The organism is Glycomyces sp. TRM65418 (assembly GCF_019710475.1).
Classification (GTDB): domain Bacteria; phylum Actinomycetota; class Actinomycetes; order Mycobacteriales; family Micromonosporaceae; genus Glycomyces.
This window is the reverse complement of sequence record NZ_JAJFAX010000008.1, coordinates 1-26,471: the sequence shown is the minus strand read 5'-3', so window position 1 is coordinate 26,471 and position 26,471 is coordinate 1. Positions and strand designations below refer to the sequence as shown.

The window sequence follows — 26,471 nt, the reverse complement described above, 5'->3', positions numbered from 1 at the left end:
CTCCTCGTGCTACGCGGATGTCCAGGGGGACTCCGTTGTATCCCGGCGCCCGCGGGAGGGGTCCCGGCCGGCCGGTTGTGCCAGAATCAGGCGGTATGGAACCGGAATCCGACGTCCAAGCGCGGCGTGATCGCATGTACGGCGAACTCGACCTCGGTTCGCTGACGCTCTTCTCAGGGTCGTTCATCAACTACGGCTACTGGGGCGAGCTCGATCCCGGTCGCGAGCTCACCGTCGAAGAGCGCACCTCCTCGCAAGCCGAGATGTACCGGCAGGTCGTCTCGCGGCTCGAACCCGAGCCCGGCGACCGCCTCCTGGAGCTCGGTTGCGGCCTCGGCGTCGGCGCCGCTCTGGCGGCCGCGGAACTCGGCGTCCTCGTGTCCGGCCTGGACCGCTCCGCGGCCCAGCTCGAACGGGCCCTCGCCGTCAACGCCGACGCGATCCAAGCCCTCGGCGGGGCGCTCTCGTTCCACCGCGGCTCGGTCACCGACATCCCGTGGGGCGACGGCTCCGTCGATGGCGTCTACGCCGTCGAGATGCTCCAGCACGTCGACGACCTCGCCGCCGTGGCGCGCGAGGCCCACCGGGTCCTGCGTCCGGGTGGGCGCTTGGCCGCCGCGACGTTCTTCGCGCCCGACGGCGCCGACACCTCCGCGATCCCCGACCTCATCGAGACGGTCGCGACCGGTGTGGACGTCATCAGGCCCGTGGGGGACTTCGCCGCGGACCTCACCTCGGCGGGGTTCGCCGAAGTTGCCGTCGAGTCGATCGGCGAGCACGTCTGGCGGCAGTTCGACCGCTGGGTCGCCCAGACCGAGTACCGCGACTCGTGGGGCCGCAACTGGCTGCGCTGCTACGAGGACGGCATCGTCGACTACTACCTCGTCTCGGCGCGGCGGTAGTTCACCACCGGCACACCGCGCCGAGCACGGCTGCAACGGGACTGCAGCCCGGGCGGGCGGCGCATCGCCCGGGCCCCGACGTCCGCTACACCAGCGAGTCCTCCCACTGGCGGTGCAAGGTGGCGTATTGGCCGCCGTGGTCGATGAGGTCGGCGGGGCGGCCGTCCTCGATGATCCGGCCCTGCTCCAGGACGAGCACCCGGTCGGCGATCTCCACCGTCGACAGGCGGTGCGCGATGATGATCGCCGTCCGGTCCGCCAGGATCGTGCGCAGCGCCCGCTGGACCAGGCGCTCCGACGGGATGTCCAGCGACGAGGTCGCCTCGTCGAGGATCAGCACGCGGGGGTCGGCCAGGAACGCCCGCGCGAAGACCACCAGCTGCCGCTGGCCCGCCGAGAGGCGGCCGCCGCGCTTGCGCACGTGGGTGTCGTAGCCCTCCGGCAGCGACTCGATGAACTCGTGCGCCCCGACCACCTCGGCCGCCTCCACGATGCGGTCCCTGCTCGAACCGGGGCTGCCCAGTTCGATGTTCTCCGCGATCGTCCCGTTGAACAGGAAGTTCTCCTGCGTGATCATGACGATGTTCTCGCGGAGGTCCTGTTCGGACAGATCGCGCAGGTCCACGCCGTCCAGCGCGACGCTGCCCGCCGTCGGGTCGTAGAAGCGGCTCACGAGCTTGGCGATCGTCGTCTTGCCCGCACCCGTCGCGCCCACCAGCGCGAGCGTCTGACCCCCCGGGACCAGCAGGTCCAGACCCGGCAGGACCACGTGGTCCTCGCGGTACTGGAACCGCACGTTCGCGAATCGCAGCTCGCCGCTCGGCCGCTCGATCGCGCGCGGCTCCTCCGGCTCGGGCACCTCGACCTCCTCATCGAGGACCCCGGAGAGCTTCTCCAGCGCCGAGGTCGCCGACTGGAGCACGTTGTAGAACTGCACCAGCTCGTTGAGCGGGTCGAAGAACCGCTTCATGTACAGCAGGAACGCCGCGAGCACACCGACCTCGGTGTTGCCCTGCATGACCTGCCAGCCGCCGAACAGCAGCACCACCACCGTGGCGAGGTGCCCGATGGCGCGCATCCCGCCGGACATGAACGCGTTCTGCTGGTGCCCCTTCGCCTGCGCGAACCGGTTGTCGGTGTTGAGATCCGCGAACAGCTCCCGGTCCCGTTCCTCGCGCCGGTACGCCTGGACCGCGCGCACCCCGCCCATCGACTCCACGAAGTAGACGATGAGCAGGGCCACGGTCTCGCGGGCCCGCCGGTAGGCGAGCGCCGAGACCCTGCTGAACCAGCGGCCCAGCAGCAGCATCAGCGGGAACGTCATGAGCGACACCGCCGCGAGGAGCGGGTCGAGCACGAGCATGACGATCGTGATGGTGACGACGTTGAGGCCGGCGAGCACGAGGTCGTCGACCCCGTTCTCGGTCATCTCCCGGATCGCCTCCATGTCGGAGCTCTGCCGGGCCGTCACCCGCCCCGAGGTGAAGCGCTCGTGGAAGGACACCGACAGGGCCTGGAACTTGCGGAAGACCCGGTTGCGCAGCGCGTACAGCATCGCGTTGCCGACCTTCGCCGACTGCGCGATGTAGAGGCGCACGCAGACGTATTTGACGATTGCGACCGCCGCGAACGTCACGGCGATCGCGATGAGCACCGAGTAGTCGTCGCGCTCGCCGATGGCCGGGATCGCGTGGTCGATGCCGAACATGACCAGCAGCGGCGTGGCCATGCTCGTGAAGTTCTGCACCACCAGGATCCCGCACAGGAACCCGATCGCCTTCTTATGCGGCCGCATCATCCAGCCGAGGAGCCGCCGGGACTGGCTCCGCAGTTCCTTGATCGACTCGGCGTCGTCGGTCTCGGCGCTCGTCCGGTCGGCCTCGGCCGACTCCGCCCGACCCCGCCACGACGCGTGCTTGTCCGCGGGTCGCTCTGCCACCGTCATGCGGCCACCTCTTCCGATTCGGCTGAGAGCACGTCGACGTACTCGGGGCTGGTGCGCATCAGCTCGGAGTGCCTCCCGAACGCCGCGATCCGTCCTTCGTGGAGCAGCGCGACCCGGTCCGCCAGCGCGACGGTCGAAGGCCGGTGCACGACCACGAGCGCGGTGGTGTCCTGCAGGACGTGCTCCAAGGCCCGTTCGACCAGCTCCTCGGTGTGGACGTCGAGCGCCGACAGCGGGTCGTCGAGGACGAGCACCGCGGGTTTGACGACCACGGCCCGGGCGAGCGCGAGGCGCTGCCGCTGGCCGCCCGAGAGCGACAGGCCCTGCTCGCCGATGCGCGTGTCGAGCCCGTACGGCAGGTCGAGGACGAACTCGGCCTGCGCGACGCGAAGGGCCTCCAGCAGGTCGCCCTCGTCGGCGTCGGGTCGACCGAGCGCGAGGTTCTCGCGCACGCTCATGGAGAACAGCGTGGCCTCCTCGAACGCGGTGGTGACCACCGAGCGCAGGTTCGCGAGCCGGAGATCGCGGATGTCGGTGCCGTCCAAGAGGATCCGGCCGCCCGTCGGATCGTTCAAGCGGGAGGGCAGCGACACGAGCGTGGTCTTGCCCGAGCCGGTCCTGCCCGCGACGGCCACGGTCTCGCCCGGCTGCACCCGCAGGTCGACGCCGCGCAGGATCTCGCGGGAGTCGTCCTCGTAGGCGAAGCGCACGCCTTCGAAGACGAGCTCACCGCGGATCGCGCCGCGGTCGACCGCCTTCGCGCCGGGCCGGTCCCTGATGGCCGGTTCGGTGTCGAAGACCTCGTAGACGCGGTCGGCGGCGGTCATGGCCTCGTTGCCGTGGGCCATGACCCAGCCCGAGGCCTCGATCGGCCACAGCAGCGCGAGCTGCAGCATGATGAACGCGGTGAGGTCGCCGACCGAGAGGGTCCCTCGGGCGACCATGACCGAGCCGAGGGTGAGGACCGCGCCGATGGCGGCGGTCGCGATGGCGTCGTAACCCGACCAGGAGCGGGACGCGATGAGGCTCTTGCGGACGCCGCGGTCGCGCAGTTCGGCGGCCTCCTTCTCGAAGCGCGCGGCCATGAGCGGGCCGCGGCCGAGCGCCTTGATCGCGCGGATGCCCAGGGCCGACTCCTCGGCGGCGCTGGAGACCTCGCCGGACTGGTCCTGCTCGGAGCGGGCGGCGGGCAGGTAGCCCATGAAGAACTTGCGTCCGATGAGGAACAGCGGCACCGCGGAGGCGGCGACGATGAGGGCCAGCCGCCATTCGATGAACAGCAGCTGGCCCAGGATGATGACCGTCATGCCGATGGACGTGATCGCGAAGACCAGGCCGCCGGCGAAGAACCGTCTGATCATGCCGAGGTCGGAGGTGACGCGGGCGAGGAGCTGCCCGGTCTGCCACCGGTCGTGGAAGCCCGTGTGGAGCCGCTGCAGGTGCTCGTACAGGGCGGCCCTGATGTCGGCCTCGATCGCCATCGCGGTCGTGGTCTGCATGTAGCGCCGGACGAGTTGGAGGATCGCGTCGGCCGCGCCGAGCGCGGCGATGATCCCGGCGAAGACCCACAGGCCCCGCAGGTCGCCGTCGCTGATCGGCCCGTCGATGGCCGCGCCCACCAGCGGCGGGATGGCGAGGCCGGCGATGATGTTCAGCAGGACCATCGTCCACAGCAGCGCCAGCCGGAACCGGTAGGGGTACAGGTACTTCTTGATCCGCCAGAGGTTCGTCAGCGCCGACCGACGCGGCGGGGGAGAGTCTGTTTCGGACAGTTCTGGAGTTTTCAACCGCTCTGAGCCCACCGACCCACCGTACGAGCGGGGTACGACACCCGGCAACCGAATTTCACCTGCCGACCGGTAGGGCGCGAGTGAAGCTCGATTCGCCCGCGCCGGAGCCGGCGTCGCGCACCGCGCTCGCCGGGGTCCGACGACGGCGATCGCCCCGACACGTCGCGTGTCGGGGCGATCGCCGGAAACCGACTCGGGCTATTCGAGCAGCAGTTCCCGCAGCTTCGCGCTCTGCTCGAAACCGGTCGCGTCCACGTACCCGGTCATCGAGCCGAAGCGGGTCTTCATCTCCGCGATGGTCTCCAGCATCGCCTCCGCGGGAGTCGTGAGGCTGCTCTCGACCGGCGGCTTGCCGAGGTTCGCGTCCCGCCACGCCCGCCAGCGGGTGATGCCCACGTTCGACAGGGCGTAGTCGGCGGCGATGTCCTCCTCGTCGACCCCCAGCACCGACAGGAGCGCCGCGGCCACCAGGCCCGTCCGGTCCTTGCCGGCCATGCAGTGGAAGAGCACCGGCTCGCCGCTCGCGATCACGTCGAGCGAGTCGCGGACCGCCCGGTACCCGGCCTCGTACATGCCCGAGTAGCGCTCGCGCAGGAACCGCACGACCTCCTTCCGGGACGTGCTGAAGCGGACGTCCCGCTCCGCCAGGCGCTCCCACTTGACGTGCAGCAGCTCGAAGTGGTGGAACTCGACGCCGTCGACCTCGGGGAACCGCCCCGCGATCTCCCATTCCTCGGCCCGGCGCAGGTCGATGACGTGGCGGATGCCGAGCCGGTTCACCAGGAGGTCGAGGTCGGCCTCCGTCGCCATCCCGAGGCTGTCGGCGCGGAAGACCCGCCCCGTCCTCACCTTCTTGCCGTCGGCGGCGTCCCAGCCCCCGATGTCGCGGAGGTTGAAGATCTTGTCGGCGTCGATGAACTGCTGGGGAAGCGTCTCAAGGGTCATGCGGCTGCCTTCCTGTTCGTCGGGGTGCGCGGCGGGGAACGGCCGGGGCGGGCGAAGCGAACGGCGTGAACCGAAGCGGTCCACGCCGTTGTAGCCCTGTTCCATTATCCCGATCGGTCCCGGAACGTGCACATGCGTTCCGGCGAACGCCGGGTCAACGGGAGCCGTCGTCTACTTCGCGCCCTCGGCGAGCTCCAGGCTGCGCTACCTGGTAGCCTCCGGCGACCTGCGGCTGACGCCGCGGTTCCTTCCGCAAGCTCCAGGCTGCGCTACCGGGTTCCTTCCGCAAGCTCCAGGAACTGCCGCTTGCTCGCCAGGTCCTGCTCGGCCTTCTTGATGCGGCCCGCGTTCCCGTCGGCCTTCGCGCGCTCGAGCTTCTCCTCGGCCTCGGCGACCTGCTGGCGCATCTGGAGCAGCAGCGGGTTCTCCTCGACCGGGACCTTCCGCCACGCGGTGTCCAGCGCGTCGCGGAGCTTGTCCTCGACGTTGCGCAGGCGCCGCTGGAGCTTCGCCTGGTTCTTGCGCGGGACCGCGCCGATGTCGTGCCAGCCGGCCTGCAGCTCGCGGAACGCGTTCTGCGCGGCCTTCGGGTCGGCCTCGATGTCGAGCGCCTCGGCCTGCTTGAGCAGCTCCTCCTTCGCGGCCTGGTTGGCCTCCAGCTCCGCGTCGCGGGCCGAGAACACCTCCGAGCGCGCGTTGAAGAACACGTCCTGCGCGGCGCGGAACCGCTTCCAGGCCTTCTGCTCCGCGTCCGGCGCCAGTCGCCCGGCGTCCTTCCACTCGGCCATGAGCGCCTTGAGCCGGTCGGCCGTGGGGCCCCAGTCGGTCGAGGTCGAGAGCTCCTCGGCCTGCTTGATGAGGTCTTCCTTCTTCTGCGCGATCACCTTGCGCTCGGCGTCGAGCTGCGAGAAGTAGGCGCCCCGGTGCCGCGTGAACGTGTCCCGGGCGGTCGAGAACCGCCGCCACAGCTTCTGATCGGTCTTCCGGTCGACCCCGTGGATCGCCTTCCACTCCTCCATCATCTCGCTGAAGCGCTGGCCCGAGGCCTTCCAGTGGCTGTCGCGAGCGGCGAGCTCCTCCGCCTCGGCCACCAGGGCCTCCTTGGCGGCGACCGCTTCGGCGCGCTCGGCGTCCTTCGCGGCCTTGAACTCGCCGAGCTTCTCCTCGGCGTGCTTCGACAGGCCGTCGAGGCGGGCGGCGAGGGAGTCGACGTCCCCGACCACGGCCGCCGAGTCCAGGCCCTCGCGGAGCTTGCGCAGCTGCGCCGCGGCCTGCTCCACGTCGGCGGACTCCGAGTTCAGCCGCGCGGCGATGAGATCGACTTCGACCACGAGGTCGGCGTACTTGCGCGCGAAGTGCGCGAGGCCCTCCTCGGTGGAGCCGGCCTGCCAGGAGCCGACCGCGCGCTCGCCGGAGGAGGTTTTCACATAGACCGTGCCGTCGGCGTCAACGCGGCCGAAGCTGGTCCAGTCTCCGAGGTCACTCATCGCGGTAATCTCAAATCCTTCACACGAACTTAGGGACGTACTTCCCGTACCTTACGGTGGTTGACGGGTCGCCGCCACCCGGGTGGCGCCGCACGGACTGAAGGGGTCGTTCAGTTGGGCTCTGCAACGCACGCTGGCAGCATCCCCACCCTACAGCCGCCGGTGATCGCCGTCGTAGGGCCCACCGCAGCCGGGAAGACCGGACTGTCGATCGCGCTCGCCGAGGCCCTGGACGGCGAGGTCGTGAACGCCGACTCCATGCAGCTGTACCGGGGCATGGACATCGGCACCGCGAAGATCACCGAGGCCGAGCGGCGGGGGATCCCGCACCACGTCTTCGACGTCCTCGACGTCACCGAGCCCGCCGACGTGGCGAACTACCAGCGCCTCGCCCGCGAGGCCATCGCCGACATCCGCGCCCGCGGCAGGCGCCCGATCCTCGTCGGCGGCTCCGGGCTCTACGTCCAGGCCGCGCTCGACGAGATGGACTTCCCCGGCACCGACCCCGTCATCCGCGCCCGACTCGAAGCCGAGCTCGAACGGGACGGCCCGGCGGCCCTGTGGGAGCGCCTGAAGGCCCTCGACCCCGAGGCCGCCAAGTCGATCCTGCCCTCGAACGGCCGCCGCGTCGTCCGGGCCCTCGAGGTCGTGGCGCTCACCGGTTCCTTCACCGCGAGCCTGCCCGAGCCCAAGGCCCACTTCGCGGCGATCCGCATCGGCGTCGACCTCGACACCGCCGTCCTCGACGAGCGCATCGAGCGGCGCGTCCGGGCCATGTGGGACGCCGGTCTCCTCGCGGAGGTCCGCGAGCTCGAGTCGCGGGGACTGCGCGAAGGCCGCACCGCCTGCCGCGCCCTCGGCTACCAGCAGGTTTTGGCCCACTTCGCGGGGGAGTACGACGAGGCCGAGGCCTTCCGCCTCACCGTCCAGGGCACCCGCCGCTTCGTGCGCCGCCAGCGCTCCTGGTTCAAAAGGGACGGCCGCATCGAATGGTTCGATGCGGCCGATCCGGAGTTCGCGACCCGTGTGCTTACGCGCGCGGCTTCGGGCTGACGGTCTCCTTCGGGTCGGTCACGGCGACCGGCTCGAGGAGCTTGTTGACCTGCTCCATGACCGCGGCGTCGAGCTTGACGCCGACGGCCTTCACGTTCTCCTCGACCTGCTCGGGGCGGGTCGCGCCGATGATCGCGGCGGAGACGTTCGGGTTCTGCAGCACCCACGCCAGGCTCAGCTGGGCGATGGTGAGGCCCTGCGACTCGGCGATCGGGCCGAGCTGCTGGACGCGCTCGAGCACGTCGTCCTTGAGCCAGCCCTCGACGAAGCGGCCGAACTTGGGGTCGGCGCCGCGCGAGCCCGCGGGAGCGTCCTGGCCCGGCTTGTACTTGCCCGTGAGGACGCCGCCGGCCAGCGGCGACCAGACGATCTGGCCGATGCCGAGCTCCTCGGAGGCCGGGATGACCTCGGCCTCGATGACGCGCCACAGGGCCGAGTACTGCGGCTGGCTCGACACGAGCTGGACCTTCAGGTCCTGGGCGAGCGCGTGGGCGCGGCGGATCTGGTCGGCGGTCCACTCGGAGACGCCGATGTAGTGGGCCTTGCCGGCGCGCACGACGTCCGCGAACGCCTGCATGGTCTCCTCGAGCGGCGTCTCGTAGTCGTACCGGTGGGCCTGGTACAGCTCGACGCGGTCGGTCTGGAGGCGGCGCAGGGAGTTGTCGATCGACTCCTTGATGTGCTTGGCCGAGAGGCCGCGGTCGTTCTTGCCCGGACCCATCGGCCAGTAGACCTTGGTGAAGATCTCCAGGCCGTCGCGGCGCTGGTCCTTCAGCGCGCGGCCGAGCACCTCTTCAGCGGCGCCCTGCGCGTAGACGTCGGCGGTGTCGAAGGTGGTGATGCCGGCGTCGAGGGCGGCTTGGACGCACGCGATCGCGGCGTCCTCCTCCACCTGTCCGCCGTGGGTGATCCAGTTGCCGTAGACCAGTTCGGTGATGACGAGGCCAGAGCGGCCGAGATGACGAAACTCCATGCTGTGAGCCTACCTGCCGTGCGGCTAGCGTCAATGGCGCCGACATCACATGCCGCACGCGCGACACCAGTTGACACGCGCGTACGGGCCGTTACAGCGGCCCGTCGTCGATCGACACGGCCGCGTCGAGATGGCGCACGGCCTCGGCGCGGTCCATGCGCAGCGGCACGATCTCGTTGCCGTCGAAGCCGAGCACGCCCCACGAGTACCCGTCGGTGGCGAGGAACCCGGCCGGGTGCACCTCGACGCGCTGGTAGCGCGGGGGCACGACGACGCGGCCGGTCTTGTGGACGACGAGCACCCGCCCGCGCTGCGATGCCACGGCGACGCCGTTGACGAATCCGGTCACCGTGCGCCCGTCCGCGGTCGGCGTCTCCATGGCGGTGTAGAGCATCGGGACGACCACGGTGCCCGTGCGGTCGATGGCGCCCCAGTCGGCCTGGCAGACGGCGGCGACCCCGCCGCGGAAGTCGCCCGCCTGGCTGAACGCGGCCTGCACGACGGGTCGACCGTCCGGTCCCATGTAGCCGAAGCGGCCGGTCTGCGGGTCCTGGAAGCGCTCGGGCGCGGGGTGCCCGGCGCGTTCGGGCCAGCCGCGCGGCGGCGGCCCGAACCCGGCCTTGGCGGCGCGCTCCTCGATGAGCGAGAGCGCGGTCTCGACGATCTGCATGACGAACCCGTGCGGATTCTGCTCGGAGGCGCGCTGGACGTGGATGAGCGATTCGGTGATGCGGCCCTGGGCGATGCACGAGAGCCCGGCGTACGCGCGGACCGCGCCGGTGAGCGTCCGCGGCAGCTCCCCGGCCTCGGCGAGGGCGAACAGCTGATCGGCCTCCTCGTAGCGGCCCCGCACGCGCAGGACCTGCGCGAGGCGGGCGCGGGCGGGCGCGAGCAGGAGGTCGGCGCCGACCGCTTCGGCGTACTTCACCGCGGCCGCGGCGTCCGCCTCGGCGCCGTCGAAGTCGCCGAGCACGCGCAGGATGACGGCCCGGACCCCGAGGAGCCGGGACTGGTCGGCCTCGGCGGTGTGCCGGGCCAGGCGCATCGTCGCCTCTTCGCGGATCTGCTGGAGGGCCACGGTGTCGGCGATCGCGTGTCGCATCGTGGCGCGATCGAGCGGGCCGAGGGCACGGAACAGCCCCGCCCGCAAGTCCGCCGCGACATCCACCACGTTGACTACTTTCCGGGGTCAGAGAGGGCTACGACAATTTCGAGGGTAAGCCATGCGAGACCCGGGAAGGACAGCAGAACGATCGCGGGCCTGATCGGTCGGGGGAGCCGCGCGGGCGGGCCGGGCGGCCCCGTCCGCCTACTTGACGACCTTGCCGAGGTCGTCCTCCCTGGCCTTGTAGCTCATGCGGGGGCGCGGGTTGCGCATCGAGCGGGGCATGATGCTCCGCTGGATCGCGTACCAGTAGAGGCCGCGCTTGCGCTGCTCGGTCTTGGGGAACCGCTTGAAGACGATGCGCCCCACGCGGCGGGTCAGCAGCACCGACTCGAGGACGATGACGGCCGTCAGGGCCAGCAGGGCGATGAACAGGTAGCTCTGGAGCTGGACCGAGCCCGAGGTGGAGAGGATGAGGATCGCGAACGCGCCGAACATGTAGTACTGGCCGATCGACCAGCGCGAGTCCACGATGTCGCGCACGAGGAGCCGCTCGGGCCCGCGGTCGCGCGGCAGGTGGTACTTGTCGAAGAGCGGGTCGCCCTTCCACTGGCCCTCGGCGATGCGGGCGCGCTCGGCGCGGAGGTCCGCCTTCGCCTGGCGCTTCTGCTCCTTGGTGAGCGGGCCGCTCTTCTTGAGCGCTTCGCGCTTCTCCTTGGCGGTCATCGGGGGCTTGGCCGGGGGACGCGCCTTCGACTGGTTCGGCCGCTTGGGCGTGGGCTTCCCCTTCTTGTCGGTGGCGGAGGCCGGCTTCGCCGGTTCCTGGACGGCAGGGGCTGCCTGTGCGGACTTCTTCGCCACGGACGTTCGGCCTTCCTCGACTTGCTGCGGGCTGCTGCCCTTCAAGCATACCTACGCGGGTTCGAAGCGCTTCATCTCAGTGACGGGACGAAGACGCGGGCGCTGCTCGGCGGCGCCCGCGTCTTCGTTCGTGTCTTTACGGCCGTTCGACGTCGTCGCGTCGCCGCTCGACCGGCGGGCTTCGCTCCCGGAGCCTGTTCAGCCCGCGATCTTCTCGGCGGCCGGCCGCTCGATCTTCGCGCCGAGGCCGAGGAGCTTCGCCTCGAAGTTCTCGTAGCCGCGGGTGATGTAGCGGTCGACGCCGTAGACCCGCGAGGTGCCCTCGGCGGCCATGGCCGCGATGAGGTGGCTGAACCCGGCGCGCAGGTCCGGAATCTGGAGGTCGGCGGCGTGCAGCTTCGAGGGCCCGGCGATGACGGCCGAGTGCAGGAAGTTGCGGCGGCCCCAGCGGCACGGCGTCCCGCCGAGGCAGTCGGAGTACAGCTCGATGTTGGCGCCCATGCCGCGCAGCTCGGAGGTGTAGCCGAAGCGGTTCTCGTACACGGTCTCGTGCATGATCGACAGGCCGTCGGCCTGCGTCAGCGCGACCACGATCGGCTGCTGCCAGTCGGTCATGAGCCCGGGGTGCACGTCGGTCTCCAGGGCCACCGGCTTGAGCGGGGTGCCCGGGTGCCAGAAGCGGATGCCGCCCTCGACCGGGTCGTCGTCCACCTCGTACGCGCCGCCGATGGAGCGGAAGACGTTGAGGAAGGTCATCATGTCGGCCTGCTGGGCGCCGCGCACGAACACGCTGCCCTCGGTCGCCAGCGCCGCCGACGCCCACGACGCGGCCTCGATGCGGTCGGGCAGGGCCCGGTGCTCGTAGCCCTTGAGCTCGTCCACGCCCACGATCTCGATGACGCGGTTGGTGTGGACCTTGATGATCGCGCCCATCTTCTGCAGGATGCAGATGAGGTCGATGATCTCCGGCTCGATCGCGGCGTTGCGCAGCTCGGTGGTGCCCTCGGCCATGACGGCGGTGAGCAGGACCTGCTCGGTCGCGCCGACGGACGGGAACTCCAGCTCGTAACGGATGCCGTGGAGTCCGTTGGGGGCCGAGAGGTGCGTGCCGTCGGGGCCCTTCTCGACGACGGCTCCGAACTTGCGGAGCGCGTCGAGGTGGAAGTCGATGGGGCGGCCCCCGATGTTGCAGCCGCCGAGGTCGGGGATGAAGGCGCGGCCGAGGCGGTGCAGGAGGGGCCCGCACAGCAGGATCGGGATGCGGCTGGTCCCGGCGTGGACGTTGATCTCCTCGACGCCGGCGGACCCGACCGAGGTGGGGTCCATGTAGAGCGTGTCGCCGTCGAGTTCGACATCGACCCCGTGGACGCGGAGCAGACCGGTGACGACCTCGACGTCCCGGATCCCGGGGACCGAGCGCAGGACCGAAGGAGAGGTGCCCAGGAGGGCCGCGACCATCGCCTTGGAGACGAGGTTCTTCGCTCCACGCACTTGGACCTCCCCTTCGAGGGGGGTGCCGCCGTGGATGATCAACATGTCTTCGGGGGTGGCGTCGGTGCTGCTCAACAGGTCTCCTCGATGGGTGGAGTGCTGGGACGGAAGCCGGGAACCGTGAGCGAACGGTTCGAGTTCGATACGTCGATTGTCAACCCTGTATTCGCTCGGCGGACCAACGATAACGGAATAACCACAGGGAAAACGCCCAGGTGGCGAGATAACCCACGGTGATCATCCGCACCAAGGACGGTGCGGCGCACGAGCCGGTGAAAGCGTCGCGAGCGCCTTCCGCGGGCCGCGACGAGTCCCCTGATGAGACACGCCGCGACCCGCGGCGGCGGTTGCATCTACGGCAGCGCGAGCATCCGGTCGAGCGCTTCGCGCGCGTACGCGGCGGTCGCGGCGTCCACGGTGATCTGGTTCGGGACGCGCCCGGCGACGAGCTCCTCCAGGGCCCACACCAGGTGCGGCAGGTCGATCCGGTTCATCGTGGAGCAGTAGCAGACCGTCTTGTCCAGGAACGAGATCTTCTTGTCCGGGAAGCGGTTCGCCAGGCGCCGCACCAGGTTCAGCTCGGTGCCGACGGCCCAGGACGACCCGGCCGGGGCCGCTTCGAGCTGCTTGATGATGTACTCGGTCGAGCCCACGTAGTCGGCCGCGGCGACGACCTCGTGCTTGCACTCGGGGTGCACCAGGATGTTGACCTCGGGGTCGATGCGGCGCATCTCCTCAACGGTCTCGAGCGTGAAGCGCCCGTGGACCGAGCAGTGGCCCTTCCACAGGATGATCTTGGCGTCCCGCAGCTCCTCGTCGGTGAGCCCGCCGTTCGGCTTGTGCGGGTTGTAGAGCGCGCAGTCCTCGAGGTCGAAGCCCATCTCGCGCACCACGGTGTTGCGGCCCAGGTGCTGGTCGGGCAGGAACAGGACCTTCTCGCCCTGCTCGTAGGCCCAGCGTAGCGCCCGCTCGGCGTTCGAGGAGGTGCACACGAGGCCGCCCTCGCGGCCCACGAAGCCCTTGATCGCGGCCGTGGAGTTCATGTAGGTGACGGGGACCGTGGTCGCCGCGATCCCGACGCGCTCGAGGTCCTCCCAGCACTGCTCGACCTGCGAGGCGGTGGCCATGTCGGCCATGGAGCAGCCCGCGGCCATGTCGGGCAGGATCACGCGCTGGTGGTCGCCGGTGAGGATGTCGGCGCTCTCGGCCATGAAGTGCACGCCGCAGAAGACGATGTACTCGGCGTCGGGTCGGGCCGCGGCCTGCCGGGCGAGCTTGAACGAGTCGCCGGTGACGTCGGCGAACTGGATCACCTCGTCGCGCTGGTAGTGGTGGCCCAGGACGAAGACGTTGCCGCCCAGGGTCTCCTTCGCGGCGCGGGCGCGCTCGACGAGGTCGGGGTCGGAGGGGGCCGGCAGCTCGCCGGGGCAGTCGACGCCGCGCTCGGAGCCGGCGTCGGTGCCGCGCCCGAGCAGCAGGAGCGCCGTCTGGGTGGAAGCAGGTTCATTGAAGCCCGTCATGGCCGCAATGGTAATCCGCTTCGCCGTCCTTCCGCCCTGCTCGAATCCTCGGGGCGGATGCCATGTGATGCGGTGCTCGGTCGGCGTCCCAGGCCATCTGGATGGAAAGCGGTTACACGTCGTGAGGGGCCATCCATTACCCTCAAGGTGTGCGCATCCTCATAGCTCCCGACAAGTTCGCCGGCACCATGAGCGCCGCCGAAGCCGCCGACGCCATCGCCGACGGCTGGCGCCGCGTCCGCCCTGACGACACCGTGACGACGCTGCCGCTGGCGGACGGCGGCCCCGGCTTCGTCGACGTCCTCGACCACGCCCTCCCCGGCGCCGTCCGGCGCACCGTCAAGACCTTCGACCCCATCGGCCGCCCCGTCGAGGCCGACTACCTCCGCGACGGCGTCACCGCCTACATCGAGTCCGCCGCCGCCTGCGGCCTCCATCTCCTCGCCCCCGAGGAGCGCGACCCGCGCCGCACCACCAGCTACGGCCTCGGCCTCATCGTCGCCCACGCCGTCGAGAGCGGCGCCCGGCGCGTCGTCGTCGGCCTCGGCGGCTCCGCCACCAACGACGCCGGCGCCGGGATGCTCACCGCCCTCGGCCTCACCCTCCTCGACTCCACCGGCGCGGCCCTCCCGAACGGCGGCGGCGTCCTCTCCGCCTGCACCGCCGTCGAAGGCGAGGCCCGCACCCGCGGCGTCGAGTTCATCGCCGCCACCGACGTCGACTCCCCGCTGCTGGGGCCCCACGGCGCGACCTACATGTTCGGCCCCCAGAAGGGCGCCACCGGGAACGCGTTGCCGTTCCTGGAGATGTCCCTCTCCTCCTTCGCCGAGGTCGCCGAACGCGCCGTCGGCCCCGTCGGCGCCTCCGCGCTGCCCGGCGCGGGGGCCGCCGGCGGACTCGGCTTCGCGTTCTTCCTCCTCGGCGGCCGCCGCGAGTCCGGGGCCCGCCTCACCTGCGAGGCCGTGGGCCTGGACGCCGAGATCGCCGCCGCCGACCTGGTCATCACCGGCGAGGGCTCCTTCGACGCCCAGAGCCTGCGCGGCAAGCTCGCCGCCGAGGTCGCCTCCGGAGCGGCCGCCCACGCCACCCCGTGCCTGGTCCTGGCCGGGCGCTCCGAGGTCGACTCGCACCCCGACCTGGCCGGCGTGCACGCCGTGGTCGACCTCGTCGGCAGCCCCGAGGCCGCCATGCGCGCCCCGGTCGAGGGACTCACCGCGCTCGCCGAGGAAGTGGCGAAGGACTGGCACGAGTAGGTACCGTCGAGAGCGGTCCGACACAGTGCGCCAGATCCCCCTCCGGGGAGCTTCGGGAATAGGAACACCACGGATCCCGTTGGGTACTGTTGACCTGTCGAAGAGACCCGATCGACTTGGATCTCGCACACATACGAGGGAGTTGCCAGTGAGCGCCACCCAACAGGCCGATACCGCGCAGTCGAATGACGCCCAGGACAACGCCACCAAGGTCGGCGTCGTGCTCACGGAAGCGGCCGCCGCCAAAGTCAAAGCCCTGATCGAGCAGGAGGGTGAAGAAGGCCTGCGCCTGCGCGTCGAGGTCAGCCCCGGCGGCTGTTCCGGTCTGCGCTACGGCCTGTTCTTCGACACCGACGTGCGCGAGGGCGACACCGTCCAGGACTACGACGGCTTCGGCGTCGTCGTCGACAAGATGAGCATTCCCTACCTCATCGGTGCGAGCATCGACTTCGCCGACCGCATCGACGCCCAGGGCTTCACCATCGACAACCCGAACGCGCAGGGCTCCTGTGCGTGCGGCGACTCCTTCCACTAGCGGGACCCGCAACGGAGCAAGCTTCCAGCCCGGTCGATCTCGCGGTCGGCCGGGCTGAGCCGTGCGTTAGTCTGATTCGTCCCGTCGGGCCCCCACCGCCCGTTCTCCAAGCGCTCGCGCGCTTCCATCCGCGTCATCTCGTCACCGACTGAACGAGGACCACTGCTGTGCCACTTGTCCTGCAAGGCCTGAAGACCGCCGTCACCGGAACCACCGCCCACGCCGTCGGCCGCGGCATGGGCGAGCTCGGTCAGATCCCGGTCGTGCTCGACGGCGATGAACTCGACCTCATCGACGTCATGGAGCGCGGCGGCACCCTCGGGCTGATCCACATCGGCCCCGGCGAGGCCAAGGCGATGCTCGCCTACGCCGACCAGTGCCGCGACCTCGGACTCGAGTTCAGCGCCGACCCCGGCGACCTCGAAGGCGACGAGGCGGTGGACTTCTTCACCGGCGCCAAGTTCCTCGTCTCCAGTCAGGACCGCTACCAGCTGCTCCAGGCCACGACCGGCCTGAGCGACGACGAGATCCTCGCGCGCGTCCGCGTCCGCGTGACCACACTGGACCAGGACGGCGTCGAGATCGCCGGCCACGACATGGACCGCGTCCGGGTGCCCTTCGCCCGCGCCCGGGAGATCATCGACCCCGCCGGCTCGGGGGAGGCCTTCACCGCCGGGCTCCTGGCCGGGCTCGGCTGGGGGATGAGCCTGCGCCGGTCCGCCGAGGTCGGCTCGCAGCTGACCGCGCTCGCGCTCGAAACCGTTGGACCGCACGGATACGCCGTCAACCCGGTCGAGTTCGTGCACCGGCTGGAGCAGTCCTACGGCCCGGCCGCGGCGGCCGAGGCCTCCGCCTATCTGCTGCCCGACTGAGTCCACACGCGAACCCGTCTCGCCTCTCGGCCCACATGGGAACCATGCGTCCCGTTAATTGGGATTCCGCAGGCATTACGGACGAACTGCTTGCGGCACAAGGTCTCCGCTTGCCGACCTCCAGGTAACGATTCCACAACGCACCCTATCTTTTGGTGGTGTTGTGCGACATGGTGTGAGTTATCCCACGACCCACTCACATCCTGGAGCGCCCAGTGAGACGAATGCGAATGACAGTGGCCGCAGTCGCCGCCGCCGGACTGACGGTGTCCGCGGCGGCCTGCGCCGGCGACGAAGGCGACGTCGACGGTGAGGGCGGGGGCGACGCCGTCATCAACATGCAGATCGGGGAGGTCCGCAGCCTCATTCCCGGCGGCTCCGGCGAATCCGAGGGCTACCGGATCATCAAGAACGTCTACGACGGCCTGGTCTACTACGACATCGACTCCGGCGAGCCGCAGAACCTCGTCGCCGAGGAGATCACCTCGTCCGACAACCAGACGTGGACGATCAAGATCAAGGACGGGCTGACCTTCCACAACGGCGAACCGGTGAACGCCGACGCGTTCATCCGCTCCTGGGACCGGACCGCGTACGCGCCCAACGTGCTGCCGCTGAACTACTTCTTCGGCACCTTCGAGGGCTACGCGGAGATGAACCCCGACCCGCTGCCCGAGGACCAGTGGGCCGACCCGGAGGTCCCGGAGTACGCGCCCGTCGAGGTCACCCACCTCTCCGGCGTGACCGCGATCGACGACCTCACCCTCGAGGTGAAGCTCACCGCGCCGTTCATCGGCTTCCCGACGATGCTCGGCTACGAGGCGTTCTACCCCGTCGCCGAGGAGTGCCTGGCGGACGTCGAGGCCTGCGAGCGCAAGCCGATCGGCAACGGCCCCTTCATGTTCGAAGAGGAGTACGACATCCAGAACGGCGGCTCGATGGTCACCTGGGCCGACTACCCGGGCGAGAAGAAGCCCCAGATCGACGGCGTCGACTGGCACGTCTACCTCGAAGGCAACGACTGCTGGGCCGACTTCCAGACCGGCGACATCGACATCTGCAGCCCCTCGGCGGCCGATTACGAGTCCGCCATGAACAATGAGGAGCTGAACGAACGCGTCATCCAGCAGCCGGACCCCAGCATCCTGATGCTCGCGTTCCCGCTGTACGACGAGCAGTACCAGGACGTCAGACTGCGCCGCGCCATCTCGATGGCGATCGACCGCGAAGGGGTGCGCAACGTCGTCGGACCCGAGCGCTTCACGCCGCTCGACGAATGGGTGCCCGAGTCCATCCTCGGCGGCGGCACGAACTCGTGCGGCCAGTACTGCACCCACGACCCCGAAGCGGCGCAGGCGCTCCTCGCGGAGGCCGGCGGTTGGCCCGAGGGCGAGCGGCTCAGGATCTGGGTCAACGACTCGGCCGACAACCTCGACATCTTCCGCGCGATCGGCGACTCCATCTCCGAGTCGCTCGGCATCGAGTACGAACTGGTGCCGATGGAGTGGACCGAGTTCCTGACCGCCCGCGAGAACCACCAGCTCGACGGGCCGTTCCGCTCCGGCTGGGGCCCCGACTACAACCTCAACGAGAACTACCTGGAGCCGATCTACGGCGGCGGCGCCGCCACGAACGACCAGGGCTGGGAGAACGCCGAGTACGACGCGAAGATCGCCGAGGCCGGTGCCGCGGCGAGCCTCGACGAGGCGGTCGCGCTCTACGCCGAGGCGGAGATGATCCTCGCCGAGGACATGCCGAGCGTCCCGGTGTTCGGGCAGAACTACAACTTCTTCTACACCGATCGCCTCGACAACGTGCAGGTCCACCCGATCTACGCCGGTCCGCGCGGCGACTGCGAACTGCGCGACGTCGTCATCACCGAGTAGCACCCACAACCGAGGAATCCCGGGCGGACACCCCGCCGCGGCGCGCGCCGCGGCAGGGCCCGCCCGGGCTCGAGAACTGGAACCACCATGGGACGCTACGTCATCCGACGCCTCCTCCAGGCCCTGCTGACCCTCGGGATCGTGCTGTTCCTGCTGCACTACCTGATGGCCCTGTCCGTCCAGGTCCGCGGCAACCCCGCGCTCCTGTTCTTCGGCGGCGACCGCACCCCCGACCCGGCCATGCTGGCGCAGGTCGAGCGCCTCTACGGGCTCGACAACCCCTGCTACGAGCGCACCGGCGACCCCTGCCTGGCGCCGTTCGTCGACCGCCTCCAGAATTTCGTCCGAGGCGACCTCGGCACGACCCTCAACGGGAACCGGGACGTCGCCGAGCTCCTGTCGATCTACATCCCGAACACGCTGCGGCTCTTCGCCTTCTCGGTCATCACCCTGGTGGCCGTGTCGATGGTGCTCGGCACGTGGGCGGCCCGCCACCGCGGCAGGTTCATCGACCACACCGTGCGCGGCACGACGATCCTCGCCGACTCGATCCCCGTGTTCCTCATCCTGCTCACGTACGTGTACATCGTGGCCGTGCCGCTCACCCGGTGGGCCAGGGACATCTGGGGCACCGAGTCGTTCATGGGCCAGGTGTTCAGACCCAGCTACAACCCCGACTACCCGTGGACGACGATCATCGTCCCGGGCATCATCGTCGGCACCGTCGGCCTCGCCACCATGACCCGCCTCATCCGCGCGGCGCAGCTGGAGAACCTCGGGTCCGACTTCGTGCGCACCGCGAAGGCCAAGGGCCTCAAGCCCTTGCGCATCACCGTCGTGCACGTCATCCGCAACTCGATGATCCCGATCATCACCGGCATCGGCTTCCTGTTCGCCTTCATGCTCTCCGGGGCCGTGCTCACCGAGGGCGTGATGGGCATCCCGGGCATGGGCCGCATGATCTTCCAGGCGGTGCAGCGCCAGGAGGGCAACCTGGTGATCGTCGGGCTCACCGTCTCGGCCTTCGTGGTGGTCGTCGTCAGCCTCGTCGTCGACCTCCTCTACGCCGCACTCGACCCGAGGATCCGCTATGAGTGAGCTCACCGCGCCAGTGCCGACCACCGAACGGCAGGCCTCCCTCTGGTCCGACGCGTTCCGCACCATGCGCCGGCGCCCGGACGTCATCATCGCCAGCCTCGTGCTCCTCCTGGTGTTCACGATGGCCGCCTTCCCGGGCCTGTTCACCGACAAGAGCCCCACCGCGTGCGCCGGCCGCGACGCGCGGCTCAGGCCCGACACCTGGTTCACCGGCGAGCATCCGCTCGGGACGGACGCGTTCGGCTGCGACTTCGCCGCCACCCTCGTCCACGGCACCCGACCCACGATCGTCTTGGCGCTCACCGTCATCGTCGCCTCGGTCGCGGTCGGCCTCGTGCTCGGCATCTACGCGGGCTACTACGGCGGCTGGCTCGACACGCTCATCTCCCGGTCGCTCGACGTCTTCATCGTCATCCCGATGCTCATGGGCGCCATCCTCATCCTGAGCCTGTTCCGCGGACGCGTCTCCGCCGACAACCTCTTCGACACCATCGCCGCCCCGGCGCTCGCCCTCGCCCTGTTCGGCTGGATGGAGTTCTGCCGGTACACCCGGGCGGCCACCCTCGAAACCAAGAACCTCGACTACGTGGTCGCCGCCAAATGCCTCGGCGCGAGCGACCGGCGGATCATGTTCAAGCACATCCTGCCGAACGCGATCGTCCCGGTCACGGCCGTCGTGCCCACCACCATCGGGGGCATCATCGTCACCGAGGCCGCCCTCGCCGTCCTCGGCATCGGCGTCCAACCGCCCGCCACCAGCTGGGGCGTGCTGCTCTCCGACGGCACCGAATGGGCCGGCGGCGGCTACGTCTACCTGTTCGCCTGGCCCCTGGGCCTGCTCATCCTGACCGTGTTCGCGTTCGCGACCTTCGGGGACGCCCTGCGCGACGCCCTCGACCCGAAACTGAGGTGAGACCGTTGGCAGAGACCATGCGCGTCATCGGCGACACCCTTCCCGGCGTCGACCGCAACGCCCCGCTGCTCGAAGTGGACTCGCTGCGCGTCGAATTCCAGGTGCGCGGCGAGCGGATCCCGGCCGTGCGCGGCGCGAGCTTCACCCTCGAGCAGGGGCGCACCCTCGCCATCGTCGGCGAGTCCGGCTCCGGCAAGTCCGTGACCTCCCAGGCGATCATGGGCATCCTCGACACCCCGCCCGGCCACATCACCGGCGGGCGCGTCCTGCTCCACGGCGTCGACATCCTCGAACAGGACGAGGAGACCCGCCGCACCGTGCGCGGCAACCACATCGCCATCGTCTTCCAAGACGCCCTCTCCGCCCTCAACCCGCTCTGGTCCGTGGGATTCCAGATCGGCGAGCTCTTCCGCGTCCACCGCGGCGCCAGCCGCCGGGAAGCGAAGCGCCGGGCGATCGAACTGCTCGACCTCGTCGGCATCCCCGACGCGAAGAACCGCATCGGCCACTACCCGCACCAGTTCTCCGGCGGCATGCGCCAGCGCGTCATGATCGCCATGGCCCTCGCCCTCGAACCCGAGGTCCTCATCGCCGACGAACCCACCACCGCCCTCGACGTCACCGTCCAGGCCCAGATCATGCGGCTGCTCAAGCGCATCCAGGCCGAACGGCACATGGGCCTGATCCTCATCACCCACGACCTCGGCGTGGTCGCCGACGTCGCCGACGACGTCGCGGTCATGTACGCCGGGGAAGTGGTCGAACGCGCCGACATCTACGACACCTTCAAGCGCCCCGCCCATCCCTACACGAAGGCGCTGCTGCGCGCGATCCCGCGCGTCGACGCCGTGGGCGGGGAACTCGAGGTCATCCGCGGGCTGCCGCCGAACCCGGCGGCGCTGCCGAGCGGCTGCCCGTTCCATCCGCGCTGCTTCGCGGCCGAGGACGTCTGCGCTGACGAGGTGCCGCCGTGGATCGAGCCCGCCGAGGGCCACGGCAGCCGCTGCCACTTCGCCGAGGAGGTCTACACCGATGAACGCTGAACTGGGCCGAGGGGACGCCGCCGAACCGGCCCTGGAGGCGAAGGACCTGGTGAAGCACTTCCCGATCCATCGCGGCATCGTCGTCAAACGCACCGTCGGCCACGTCCAGGCGGTCGACGGCGTCGACCTGAAGCTCCGCCCGGGCAGCACCCTCGGCGTCGTGGGCGAGTCCGGTTGCGGCAAGTCCACGCTCGCGAAGCTCCTCGTGGGGCTCGAGACCCCCACCTCCGGCTCCATCAAGGTCCTCGGCAAGGAGATCGGCGACCTCTCCGCCAGGAAGATCCGTCCCTTCCGGCGAGACGTCCAACTCGTCTTCCAAGACCCGTACACCTCCCTGAACCCGCGACTCACCGTGGGCGACATCGTGGGCGAGCCCTTCGAGATCCACCCGGACGTCGTTCCCAAAGCCAAGCGCGCCAACGAGGTCAAGGAACTCCTGGACATGGTCGGCCTCAGCCCCGATCACGTCAACCGCTACCCGCACCAGTTCTCCGGGGGCCAGCGCCAGCGCATCGGGATCGCCCGCGCGCTCGCGCTGCGTCCGAAAGTCCTCGTGTGCGACGAGCCGGTGAGCGCGCTGGACGTCTCGATCCAGGGCCAGGTCATCAACCTGCTGAAACAACTCCAGGACGAGCTGGGGCTCGCGTACGTCTTCATCGCGCACGACCTCTCGGTGGTGCGCCACATCGCCGACGAGGTCGCGGTCATGTACCTGGGCAAGGTGGTCGAGCACGGCACCGGTCCGGAGATCTACGACCACCCGAGGCACCCGTACACGCAGGCCCTCCTGTCGGCGGTCCCCGTGCCGGACCCGGAACTGCGCGGCCACCGCGAGGAGATCGTGCTGCACGGCGACGTCCCGTCCCCGATCAACCCGCCGTCGGGCTGCCGCTTCCGGACCCGCTGCTGGAAGGCCACCGACCGTTGCGCCGAGGAGGTCCCCACCCTCGCGGCGGGCGACGACGGCAATCACCCGACAGCCTGCTTCTACGCCGAGGAAAGGGACGTGACCCACGCCGTGAAATAGCCCGCTCGCCGAGGAGGACCGGCGGGATCCGGGCGGATGCCGTGCCGCTCGACGGTCGATCGCCGTCCGGCGTCGGCGCCGCGGCCGAACTCCTCGCGTCGACGGCCTACAGGGCGAGCATCGCGGCGGCGACGTCGTCGGCGGCGGCCTCGGGGAGGGCGGTCGCGGCGTGTTCGAGCACGAGCAGGCGAGCGTCGGGGATCTCGCGTGCGAGCGCTTCGCCGTTGCCGACCGGGAAGAACCGGTCGCGCCGGCCGTGCACCACGAGTGTCGGCATCGCGAGTTCGGGGAGGCGTTCGCGCCAGCGCGGCTTGCAGTCGAGCCTGGCGAAGACCATGCCCATCTGGTTGGCCGTCTGGATCGCGGTCTCGGTGCCGGGGGCGCGGTCGAAGACGCGTTCGGCCCTGGCGTGCGCCTCGGCGGGGTCGTCGCCGAGGATCGCCGCGCCGGCGGCGGCGAAGTCGGCTACGGCGGCGCGGTCGGACCAGTCGGGCTGGGGGAGCGCGAACCGTCGTCGCATCGTCGCGGCATCGTGGTCGGGCAGGTCGTCGTCGACCGGGCCCGGTGCGACGGGCCGTGTCCCGACGAGGGTGAGGGCCGAGAACGCCTCGGGGTGGTCGAGCGCGGCGACCTGGGCGACCATGCCGCTGACGCCGATGCCCGCCAGGTGCGCCGGCCGGTCGTCGAGTTCGCGGGCGAGCGTGGCGGCGTCGGCGGCGAGGTCGCGCAGCGTGTACGCGGGCGCTTCGGGGTCGAGGGTCGTCGAGGCGCCGGCGTCGCGCAGGTCGTAGCGCACGACGTGACGTCCGCCGCGCGCGAGTGCTCGGCAGAGCGGGTCGGGCCAGGAGAGCATTGTCGGGGCGCCCGCCAGCAGTACCAGGGGCGCCGCGGGATCGCCGAAGTGTTCGACCCCGAGCTCGACGTTCTCCGACATGCGCGCCTCCCTTGCTGATCTCGCGGCCCGGCGGCCGCACTCATGCAGACGAGACGCGGAGCCGGAATTCATCGGTCCCTGGGCGAGCCCGTCTCCGATGCGTGCAGATATCGGCTCAGAGCGGCGGCGGCGTCGAGCATGGCGAGGCCCTGGCGGGTGAGTCTGCGCCGCCAGTCCTCCAGCGCTTGGGACAGGGCTGCGGTGCCGCCCGCCCCTCGCACCTGTCGGACCACGGTCGCGATGTGCTCCAAGGGGTAACCGCCGCGTCTGAGGAGGTGGGCGAGTTCGGCGTCGCGGACGTCACCGGCGTCGAAGCGGCGGTACCCGGCCCGGTCCCTCTCGGGTGCGAGGACGCCCGCGTCCTCCCAGTTGCGCAGGGTGGCCGGAGTGACGTTGAGCCGGTGTGCGAGTTCGCCGATGCTGAAAGGGGCCCACTGGGCGGATCGGCCTGAGGCCTCGGACGCCCCGCGGCTCGAGCGGGACTCGGCTCGCGCGGGATCGGCGCCCGCCTCGGATGCCCGGCCGGCACGGAGATCGGCTCGACTCGCGGTGAACCCGCCGGCTCGGCGTGCGCGGGAGTCGGTCCGGTCGGGGACGGGACCCGTCCCGTCCGCTCGTCCCGGGGCCGTCTCGGCCGTGAGCCGATCGACTGCCGCGCGCACCGATTCCAGCGTGCTTCGGTCGCGCAGCAGCTGTTCGTGTCCCCGGTCGATGATCATCAGCGCGGCGTCGAGGTCGTCGTCGTGGACCGCGTGCATGACCTCGACCGCCGTGGCGTGGCCGTAGGCCCGCACCAGCGCGAGGAAGGCGCGGAGGGCCGCCGCGTGGACCTCGGTGTAGACCCGGTAGCCGCTGCGGGTGCGCTCGGCGGGCGGAAGGCAGCCGTCGCGCTCGTAGTTGCGCACGGCCTGGGTCGACAGGCCGTGCTCCCGCGCGAGATCCGAAGGACGGAGTTGCATCATCGGTTGAGACTTTACCTCCCTGATACAAGGTCAGATCGCGTCGAAGTCTCAACCGTTCTTTCAACGATATGTTTGAGTCCATGACTCAAGACATTCGCGACTTCGTCAACGACTCCTGCGAACTCCTCGCCCTCGGCGAGCCCGACCATCGGGAGCCGGCCTTCGGGCGGATCCGGAACGAGCTCTTCGCGCAGCTGGTCGATCGCGGCTTCCGGTCGATCGCGCTCGAGACCGACCGCGTGGCCGCGCTCGCCGCCAACGACTACGTCCAACACGGCACCGGCACCCTCGACGCCGTGATGCGCGACGGTTTCACGCACGGCTTCGGCGAGTTCGACGCCAACCGGCGCCTCATCGAGTGGATGCGCGAGTACAACGAGCGGCAGGCGCCCGAAGACCGGCTCGCCTTCTACGGGACGGACGGCCCGTTCGAGTTCACCGCGCCGAGCCCGCGGCGCTACCTCGAAACCGTCCGCGACTACCTCGGGCTCGACATCGACCTCACGCCGCTCGTCGGGGACGACGACCGCTGGGAGAGCGACGAAGCGGTCATGGACCCGGCCGCTTCACCGGGCGACACCGCCGAAGCCGACCGCCTGCGGGTGATCGCCGACGACCTCTCCTCGCAGCTCTACGCCGCCGCCCCCGACCTGATCGCCGCCACGTCGCGCGACGCCTGGGACCGGGCCAAGGCCCACGCCGCCACCGCCCTGGGACTGCTGCGCTACCACCGCCAGGCCGCGGAGCGCATCGGCGACGGCGACCGGTGGAGCCGCCTGTCCGGTGTCCGCGACGCGCTCATGGCGCAGCAGCTCCTGGACATCCGCGACATCGAGGCCCGCCGCGGCCCGACCATGGTCCACGGCCACAACGCCCACCTGCAACGGAGCCCGAGCCGCATGAGCATGGCCGGCATGGACCTCGCCTGGAACGGCACCGGCGCGATCGTCTCGACGCTGATGAAGGACCGGTACCTCTGCATCGTCGGCTGGCTGGGTCGCAGCGAGGGAACGGGACCGGAATCACCCGACTCCGCAGCGACCCCGGGGCAATACCGTTGGAGCCTGGCGGAAGCCGACATGGTGGACCTGGAACCCATGAGTCACGAGCAGGGCCGAGTGCCGCTCGACCGCGACGCCGTGGAGAGCGCCGACGCGGTCCTGTGCGTCAGCGGGTGAACGCGTCGGCGAGCGCCAGTGCCGCCGACACGAGCAGGATCGGTCCGGTGGCGGCTCCGACGACGGCGCTGACCGCGAGGGACTTCGTTCGCGCGATCCGCACGGCGGCGATGGAAGCGAGCGTGATCAGCGCGGCGGGCGCATGCAGGGCGGGGATCTCGAGGATGACCGCGACGGGGAAGAGGTGCACGCCGACGACGAACGCGATCCACGCCGACATCAGGTCGGTGCGCTTCCGGAACGCCAGAAGCCCTGAGCCGAGACCGGCGGCGGCGAACTCGACGCCGACGACGATGCCGAAGAGCGGGCCGGTGCGGTCGTCGATGACCGAACCGTCGGACCAGTGCCGCCAGACCAGGAGGCCGCCGCCGACGGCGGTGAGGCCGCTGAGGATCGATCCGACCCGCAAGGGCCGCAGCCACGGCGCAGGCGGCTTCTCTTGCGCCCAGCCGAACCAGGACATGGCGAAGAAGCCGAAGACGGCCGCGATTCCGGCGGCGTCGCGAAGGTGCTCGGGGGTCAAGGTCCTGCCGTTCTAGGTGGGGGAGCGGCGAGTGGACGGTCCCGCCGAAGCGGGACCGCCCTCCGTCCAGCGAGCCTATCGATGCGCCTGTTCTGGCATGCGGCTCCCGCGGTCTGGCGTGAGCATCGGTCACGTCGGCGCGGCTTCGGCGGCTTCTCCCGCCACGCGGCTATGC

The 26,471-nt window shown here is 70.3% G+C and carries 23 protein-coding genes; 11 read left to right on the top strand and 12 right to left on the bottom strand.

Annotation, left to right across the window (positions count from 1 at the left end):
• Positions 1-95: 95 nt before the first annotated feature.
• Complete coding sequence (locus tag K3N28_RS17335; protein WP_228093985.1) at positions 96-902, top strand: class I SAM-dependent methyltransferase; 807 nt, start codon at positions 96-98, stop codon at positions 900-902.
• Positions 903-987: 85 nt separating this feature from the next.
• On the opposite strand, the gene K3N28_RS17330 is transcribed toward K3N28_RS17335, so the two are convergent.
• From K3N28_RS17330 to K3N28_RS17315, 4 genes are all read right to left on the bottom strand, one after another.
• The gene (locus tag K3N28_RS17330; protein WP_228093984.1) at positions 988-2,847 is read right to left on the bottom strand and encodes an ABC transporter ATP-binding protein; all 1,860 of its coding nucleotides are present in this window, start codon (positions 2,845-2,847) and stop codon (positions 988-990) included.
• Positions 2,844-4,511 carry an ABC transporter ATP-binding protein gene (locus K3N28_RS17325; protein WP_374209818.1) on the bottom strand — a complete coding sequence of 556 codons (1,668 nt, stop codon included), beginning with the start codon at positions 4,509-4,511 and terminating at the stop codon, positions 2,844-2,846. Before K3N28_RS17325 ends, K3N28_RS17330 begins: the two co-directional genes overlap by 4 nt.
• Before the next feature lie 324 nt (positions 4,512-4,835).
• Entirely contained in the window at positions 4,836-5,582 is a 747-nt protein-coding gene (locus tag K3N28_RS17320; protein ID WP_228093982.1) for a tyrosine-protein phosphatase, read from the bottom strand.
• A gap of 269 nt (positions 5,583-5,851) precedes the next feature.
• Positions 5,852-7,069, bottom strand: a complete 1,218-nt coding sequence (locus tag K3N28_RS17315; RefSeq protein ID WP_228093974.1) for a DUF349 domain-containing protein — start codon at positions 7,067-7,069, stop codon at positions 5,852-5,854.
• Between the two features lie 114 nt (positions 7,070-7,183).
• On the opposite strand from K3N28_RS17315, the gene miaA reads away from it, so the two are divergent.
• Positions 7,184-8,122, top strand: a complete 939-nt coding sequence (gene miaA / locus K3N28_RS17310) for a tRNA (adenosine(37)-N6)-dimethylallyltransferase MiaA (protein WP_374209813.1) — start codon at positions 7,184-7,186, stop codon at positions 8,120-8,122.
• Here the strand turns inward: miaA and K3N28_RS17305 are convergent.
• From K3N28_RS17305 to nadA, 5 genes are all read right to left on the bottom strand, one after another.
• Positions 8,100-9,095, bottom strand: a complete 996-nt coding sequence (locus K3N28_RS17305; protein WP_228093972.1) for an aldo/keto reductase family protein — start codon at positions 9,093-9,095, stop codon at positions 8,100-8,102. The two genes, miaA and K3N28_RS17305, sit on opposite strands and share 23 nt — an antisense overlap.
• 91 nt (positions 9,096-9,186) lie before the next feature.
• Positions 9,187-10,266: a WG repeat-containing protein gene (locus tag K3N28_RS17300; protein ID WP_228093971.1), complete on the bottom strand. Its 1,080-nt coding sequence runs from the start codon at positions 10,264-10,266 to the stop codon at positions 9,187-9,189.
• A gap of 138 nt (positions 10,267-10,404) precedes the next feature.
• Entirely contained in the window at positions 10,405-11,061 is a 657-nt protein-coding gene (locus K3N28_RS17295) for a DUF3043 domain-containing protein (protein ID WP_228093970.1), read from the bottom strand.
• A gap of 198 nt (positions 11,062-11,259) precedes the next feature.
• Positions 11,260-12,597: a UDP-N-acetylglucosamine 1-carboxyvinyltransferase gene (murA, locus tag K3N28_RS17290; protein WP_374209817.1), complete on the bottom strand. Its 1,338-nt coding sequence runs from the start codon at positions 12,595-12,597 to the stop codon at positions 11,260-11,262.
• 308 nt (positions 12,598-12,905) lie between these two features.
• Entirely contained in the window at positions 12,906-14,072 is a 1,167-nt protein-coding gene (nadA, locus tag K3N28_RS17285) for a quinolinate synthase NadA (RefSeq protein ID WP_228093965.1), read from the bottom strand.
• 149 nt (positions 14,073-14,221) lie between these two features.
• Here nadA and K3N28_RS17280 point away from each other — a divergent pair, with 149 nt between their 5' ends.
• The 8 genes from K3N28_RS17280 to K3N28_RS17245 all read left to right on the top strand — a co-directional run bounded on the left by K3N28_RS17280 (position 14,222) and on the right by K3N28_RS17245 (position 22,699).
• On the top strand, positions 14,222-15,325 hold the full coding sequence (locus tag K3N28_RS17280; protein WP_228093964.1) for a glycerate kinase: 1,104 nt from the start codon (positions 14,222-14,224) through the stop codon (positions 15,323-15,325).
• Between the two features lie 220 nt (positions 15,326-15,545).
• The gene (gene erpA / locus K3N28_RS17275; protein ID WP_228094192.1) at positions 15,546-15,860 is read left to right on the top strand and encodes an iron-sulfur cluster insertion protein ErpA; all 315 of its coding nucleotides are present in this window, start codon (positions 15,546-15,548) and stop codon (positions 15,858-15,860) included.
• A gap of 167 nt (positions 15,861-16,027) precedes the next feature.
• Complete coding sequence (locus tag K3N28_RS17270) at positions 16,028-16,732, top strand: PfkB family carbohydrate kinase (protein ID WP_228093963.1); 705 nt, start codon at positions 16,028-16,030, stop codon at positions 16,730-16,732.
• A 230-nt stretch (positions 16,733-16,962) separates the two neighbouring features.
• On the top strand, positions 16,963-18,618 hold the full coding sequence (locus K3N28_RS17265) for an ABC transporter substrate-binding protein (RefSeq protein WP_228093961.1): 1,656 nt from the start codon (positions 16,963-16,965) through the stop codon (positions 18,616-18,618).
• An 87-nt stretch (positions 18,619-18,705) separates the two neighbouring features.
• Complete coding sequence (locus tag K3N28_RS17260) at positions 18,706-19,716, top strand: ABC transporter permease (RefSeq protein WP_228093960.1); 1,011 nt, start codon at positions 18,706-18,708, stop codon at positions 19,714-19,716.
• Complete coding sequence (locus K3N28_RS17255) at positions 19,709-20,629, top strand: ABC transporter permease (RefSeq protein WP_228093959.1); 921 nt, start codon at positions 19,709-19,711, stop codon at positions 20,627-20,629. The genes K3N28_RS17260 and K3N28_RS17255 overlap by 8 nt, the downstream gene beginning before the upstream one ends.
• A gap of 17 nt (positions 20,630-20,646) precedes the next feature.
• On the top strand, positions 20,647-21,672 hold the full coding sequence (locus K3N28_RS17250; protein WP_374209816.1) for an ABC transporter ATP-binding protein: 1,026 nt from the start codon (positions 20,647-20,649) through the stop codon (positions 21,670-21,672).
• The gene (locus K3N28_RS17245; RefSeq protein WP_228093957.1) at positions 21,662-22,699 is read left to right on the top strand and encodes an ABC transporter ATP-binding protein; all 1,038 of its coding nucleotides are present in this window, start codon (positions 21,662-21,664) and stop codon (positions 22,697-22,699) included. Before K3N28_RS17250 ends, K3N28_RS17245 begins: the two co-directional genes overlap by 11 nt.
• A gap of 106 nt (positions 22,700-22,805) precedes the next feature.
• Here the strand turns inward: K3N28_RS17245 and K3N28_RS17240 are convergent, their stop codons facing one another.
• Both K3N28_RS17240 and K3N28_RS17235 read right to left on the bottom strand, forming a co-directional pair.
• Positions 22,806-23,633, bottom strand: a complete 828-nt coding sequence (locus K3N28_RS17240) for an alpha/beta fold hydrolase (protein WP_228093956.1) — start codon at positions 23,631-23,633, stop codon at positions 22,806-22,808.
• 68 nt (positions 23,634-23,701) lie between these two features.
• On the bottom strand, positions 23,702-24,595 hold the full coding sequence (locus K3N28_RS17235) for a MerR family transcriptional regulator (protein WP_228093955.1): 894 nt from the start codon (positions 24,593-24,595) through the stop codon (positions 23,702-23,704).
• 80 nt (positions 24,596-24,675) lie between these two features.
• Here K3N28_RS17235 and K3N28_RS17230 point away from each other — a divergent pair, with 80 nt between their 5' ends.
• Positions 24,676-25,773, top strand: coding sequence for an erythromycin esterase family protein (locus K3N28_RS17230; RefSeq protein WP_228093954.1), 1,098 nt, complete (start codon positions 24,676-24,678; stop codon positions 25,771-25,773).
• Here K3N28_RS17230 and K3N28_RS17225 read toward each other — a convergent pair.
• A complete protein-coding gene (locus K3N28_RS17225; protein WP_228093953.1) occupies positions 25,763-26,296 on the bottom strand; it encodes a hypothetical protein in 534 nt (177 codons plus the stop codon). The two genes, K3N28_RS17230 and K3N28_RS17225, sit on opposite strands and share 11 nt — an antisense overlap.
• Positions 26,297-26,471: the final 175 nt, after the last annotated feature.

Bases quoted from the DNA above. Each gene is read 5' to 3' on its own strand.
- K3N28_RS17315 (WP_228093974.1), bottom strand. From the start codon at position 7,069: ATGAGTGACCTCGGAGACTGGACCAGCTTCGGCCGCGTTGACGCCGAC.
- K3N28_RS17255 (WP_228093959.1), top strand. From the start codon at position 19,709: ATGAGTGAGCTCACCGCGCCAGTGCCGACCACCGAACGGCAGGCCTCC.
- K3N28_RS17250 (WP_374209816.1), top strand. From the start codon at position 20,647: ATGCGCGTCATCGGCGACACCCTTCCCGGCGTCGACCGCAACGCCCCG.
- nadA (WP_228093965.1), bottom strand. From the start codon at position 14,072: ATGACGGGCTTCAATGAACCTGCTTCCACCCAGACGGCGCTCCTGCTG.
- K3N28_RS17325 (WP_374209818.1), bottom strand. From the start codon at position 4,511: ATGGTCCTGCTGAACATCATCGCCGGCCTCGCCATCCCGCCGCTGGTG.
- K3N28_RS17260 (WP_228093960.1), top strand. From the start codon at position 18,706: ATGGGACGCTACGTCATCCGACGCCTCCTCCAGGCCCTGCTGACCCTC.
- K3N28_RS17305 (WP_228093972.1), bottom strand. From the start codon at position 9,095: ATGGAGTTTCGTCATCTCGGCCGCTCTGGCCTCGTCATCACCGAACTG.
- K3N28_RS17320 (WP_228093982.1), bottom strand. From the start codon at position 5,582: ATGACCCTTGAGACGCTTCCCCAGCAGTTCATCGACGCCGACAAGATC.
- K3N28_RS17230 (WP_228093954.1), top strand. From the start codon at position 24,676: ATGACTCAAGACATTCGCGACTTCGTCAACGACTCCTGCGAACTCCTC.
- K3N28_RS17235 (WP_228093955.1), bottom strand. From the start codon at position 24,595: ATGATGCAACTCCGTCCTTCGGATCTCGCGCGGGAGCACGGCCTGTCG.
- K3N28_RS17335 (WP_228093985.1), top strand. From the start codon at position 96: ATGGAACCGGAATCCGACGTCCAAGCGCGGCGTGATCGCATGTACGGC.
- murA (WP_374209817.1), bottom strand. From the start codon at position 12,597: ATGTTGATCATCCACGGCGGCACCCCCCTCGAAGGGGAGGTCCAAGTG.
- K3N28_RS17245 (WP_228093957.1), top strand. From the start codon at position 21,662: ATGAACGCTGAACTGGGCCGAGGGGACGCCGCCGAACCGGCCCTGGAG.
- K3N28_RS17240 (WP_228093956.1), bottom strand. From the start codon at position 23,633: ATGTCGGAGAACGTCGAGCTCGGGGTCGAACACTTCGGCGATCCCGCG.
- K3N28_RS17265 (WP_228093961.1), top strand. From the start codon at position 16,963: ATGACAGTGGCCGCAGTCGCCGCCGCCGGACTGACGGTGTCCGCGGCG.
- K3N28_RS17330 (WP_228093984.1), bottom strand. From the start codon at position 2,847: ATGACGGTGGCAGAGCGACCCGCGGACAAGCACGCGTCGTGGCGGGGT.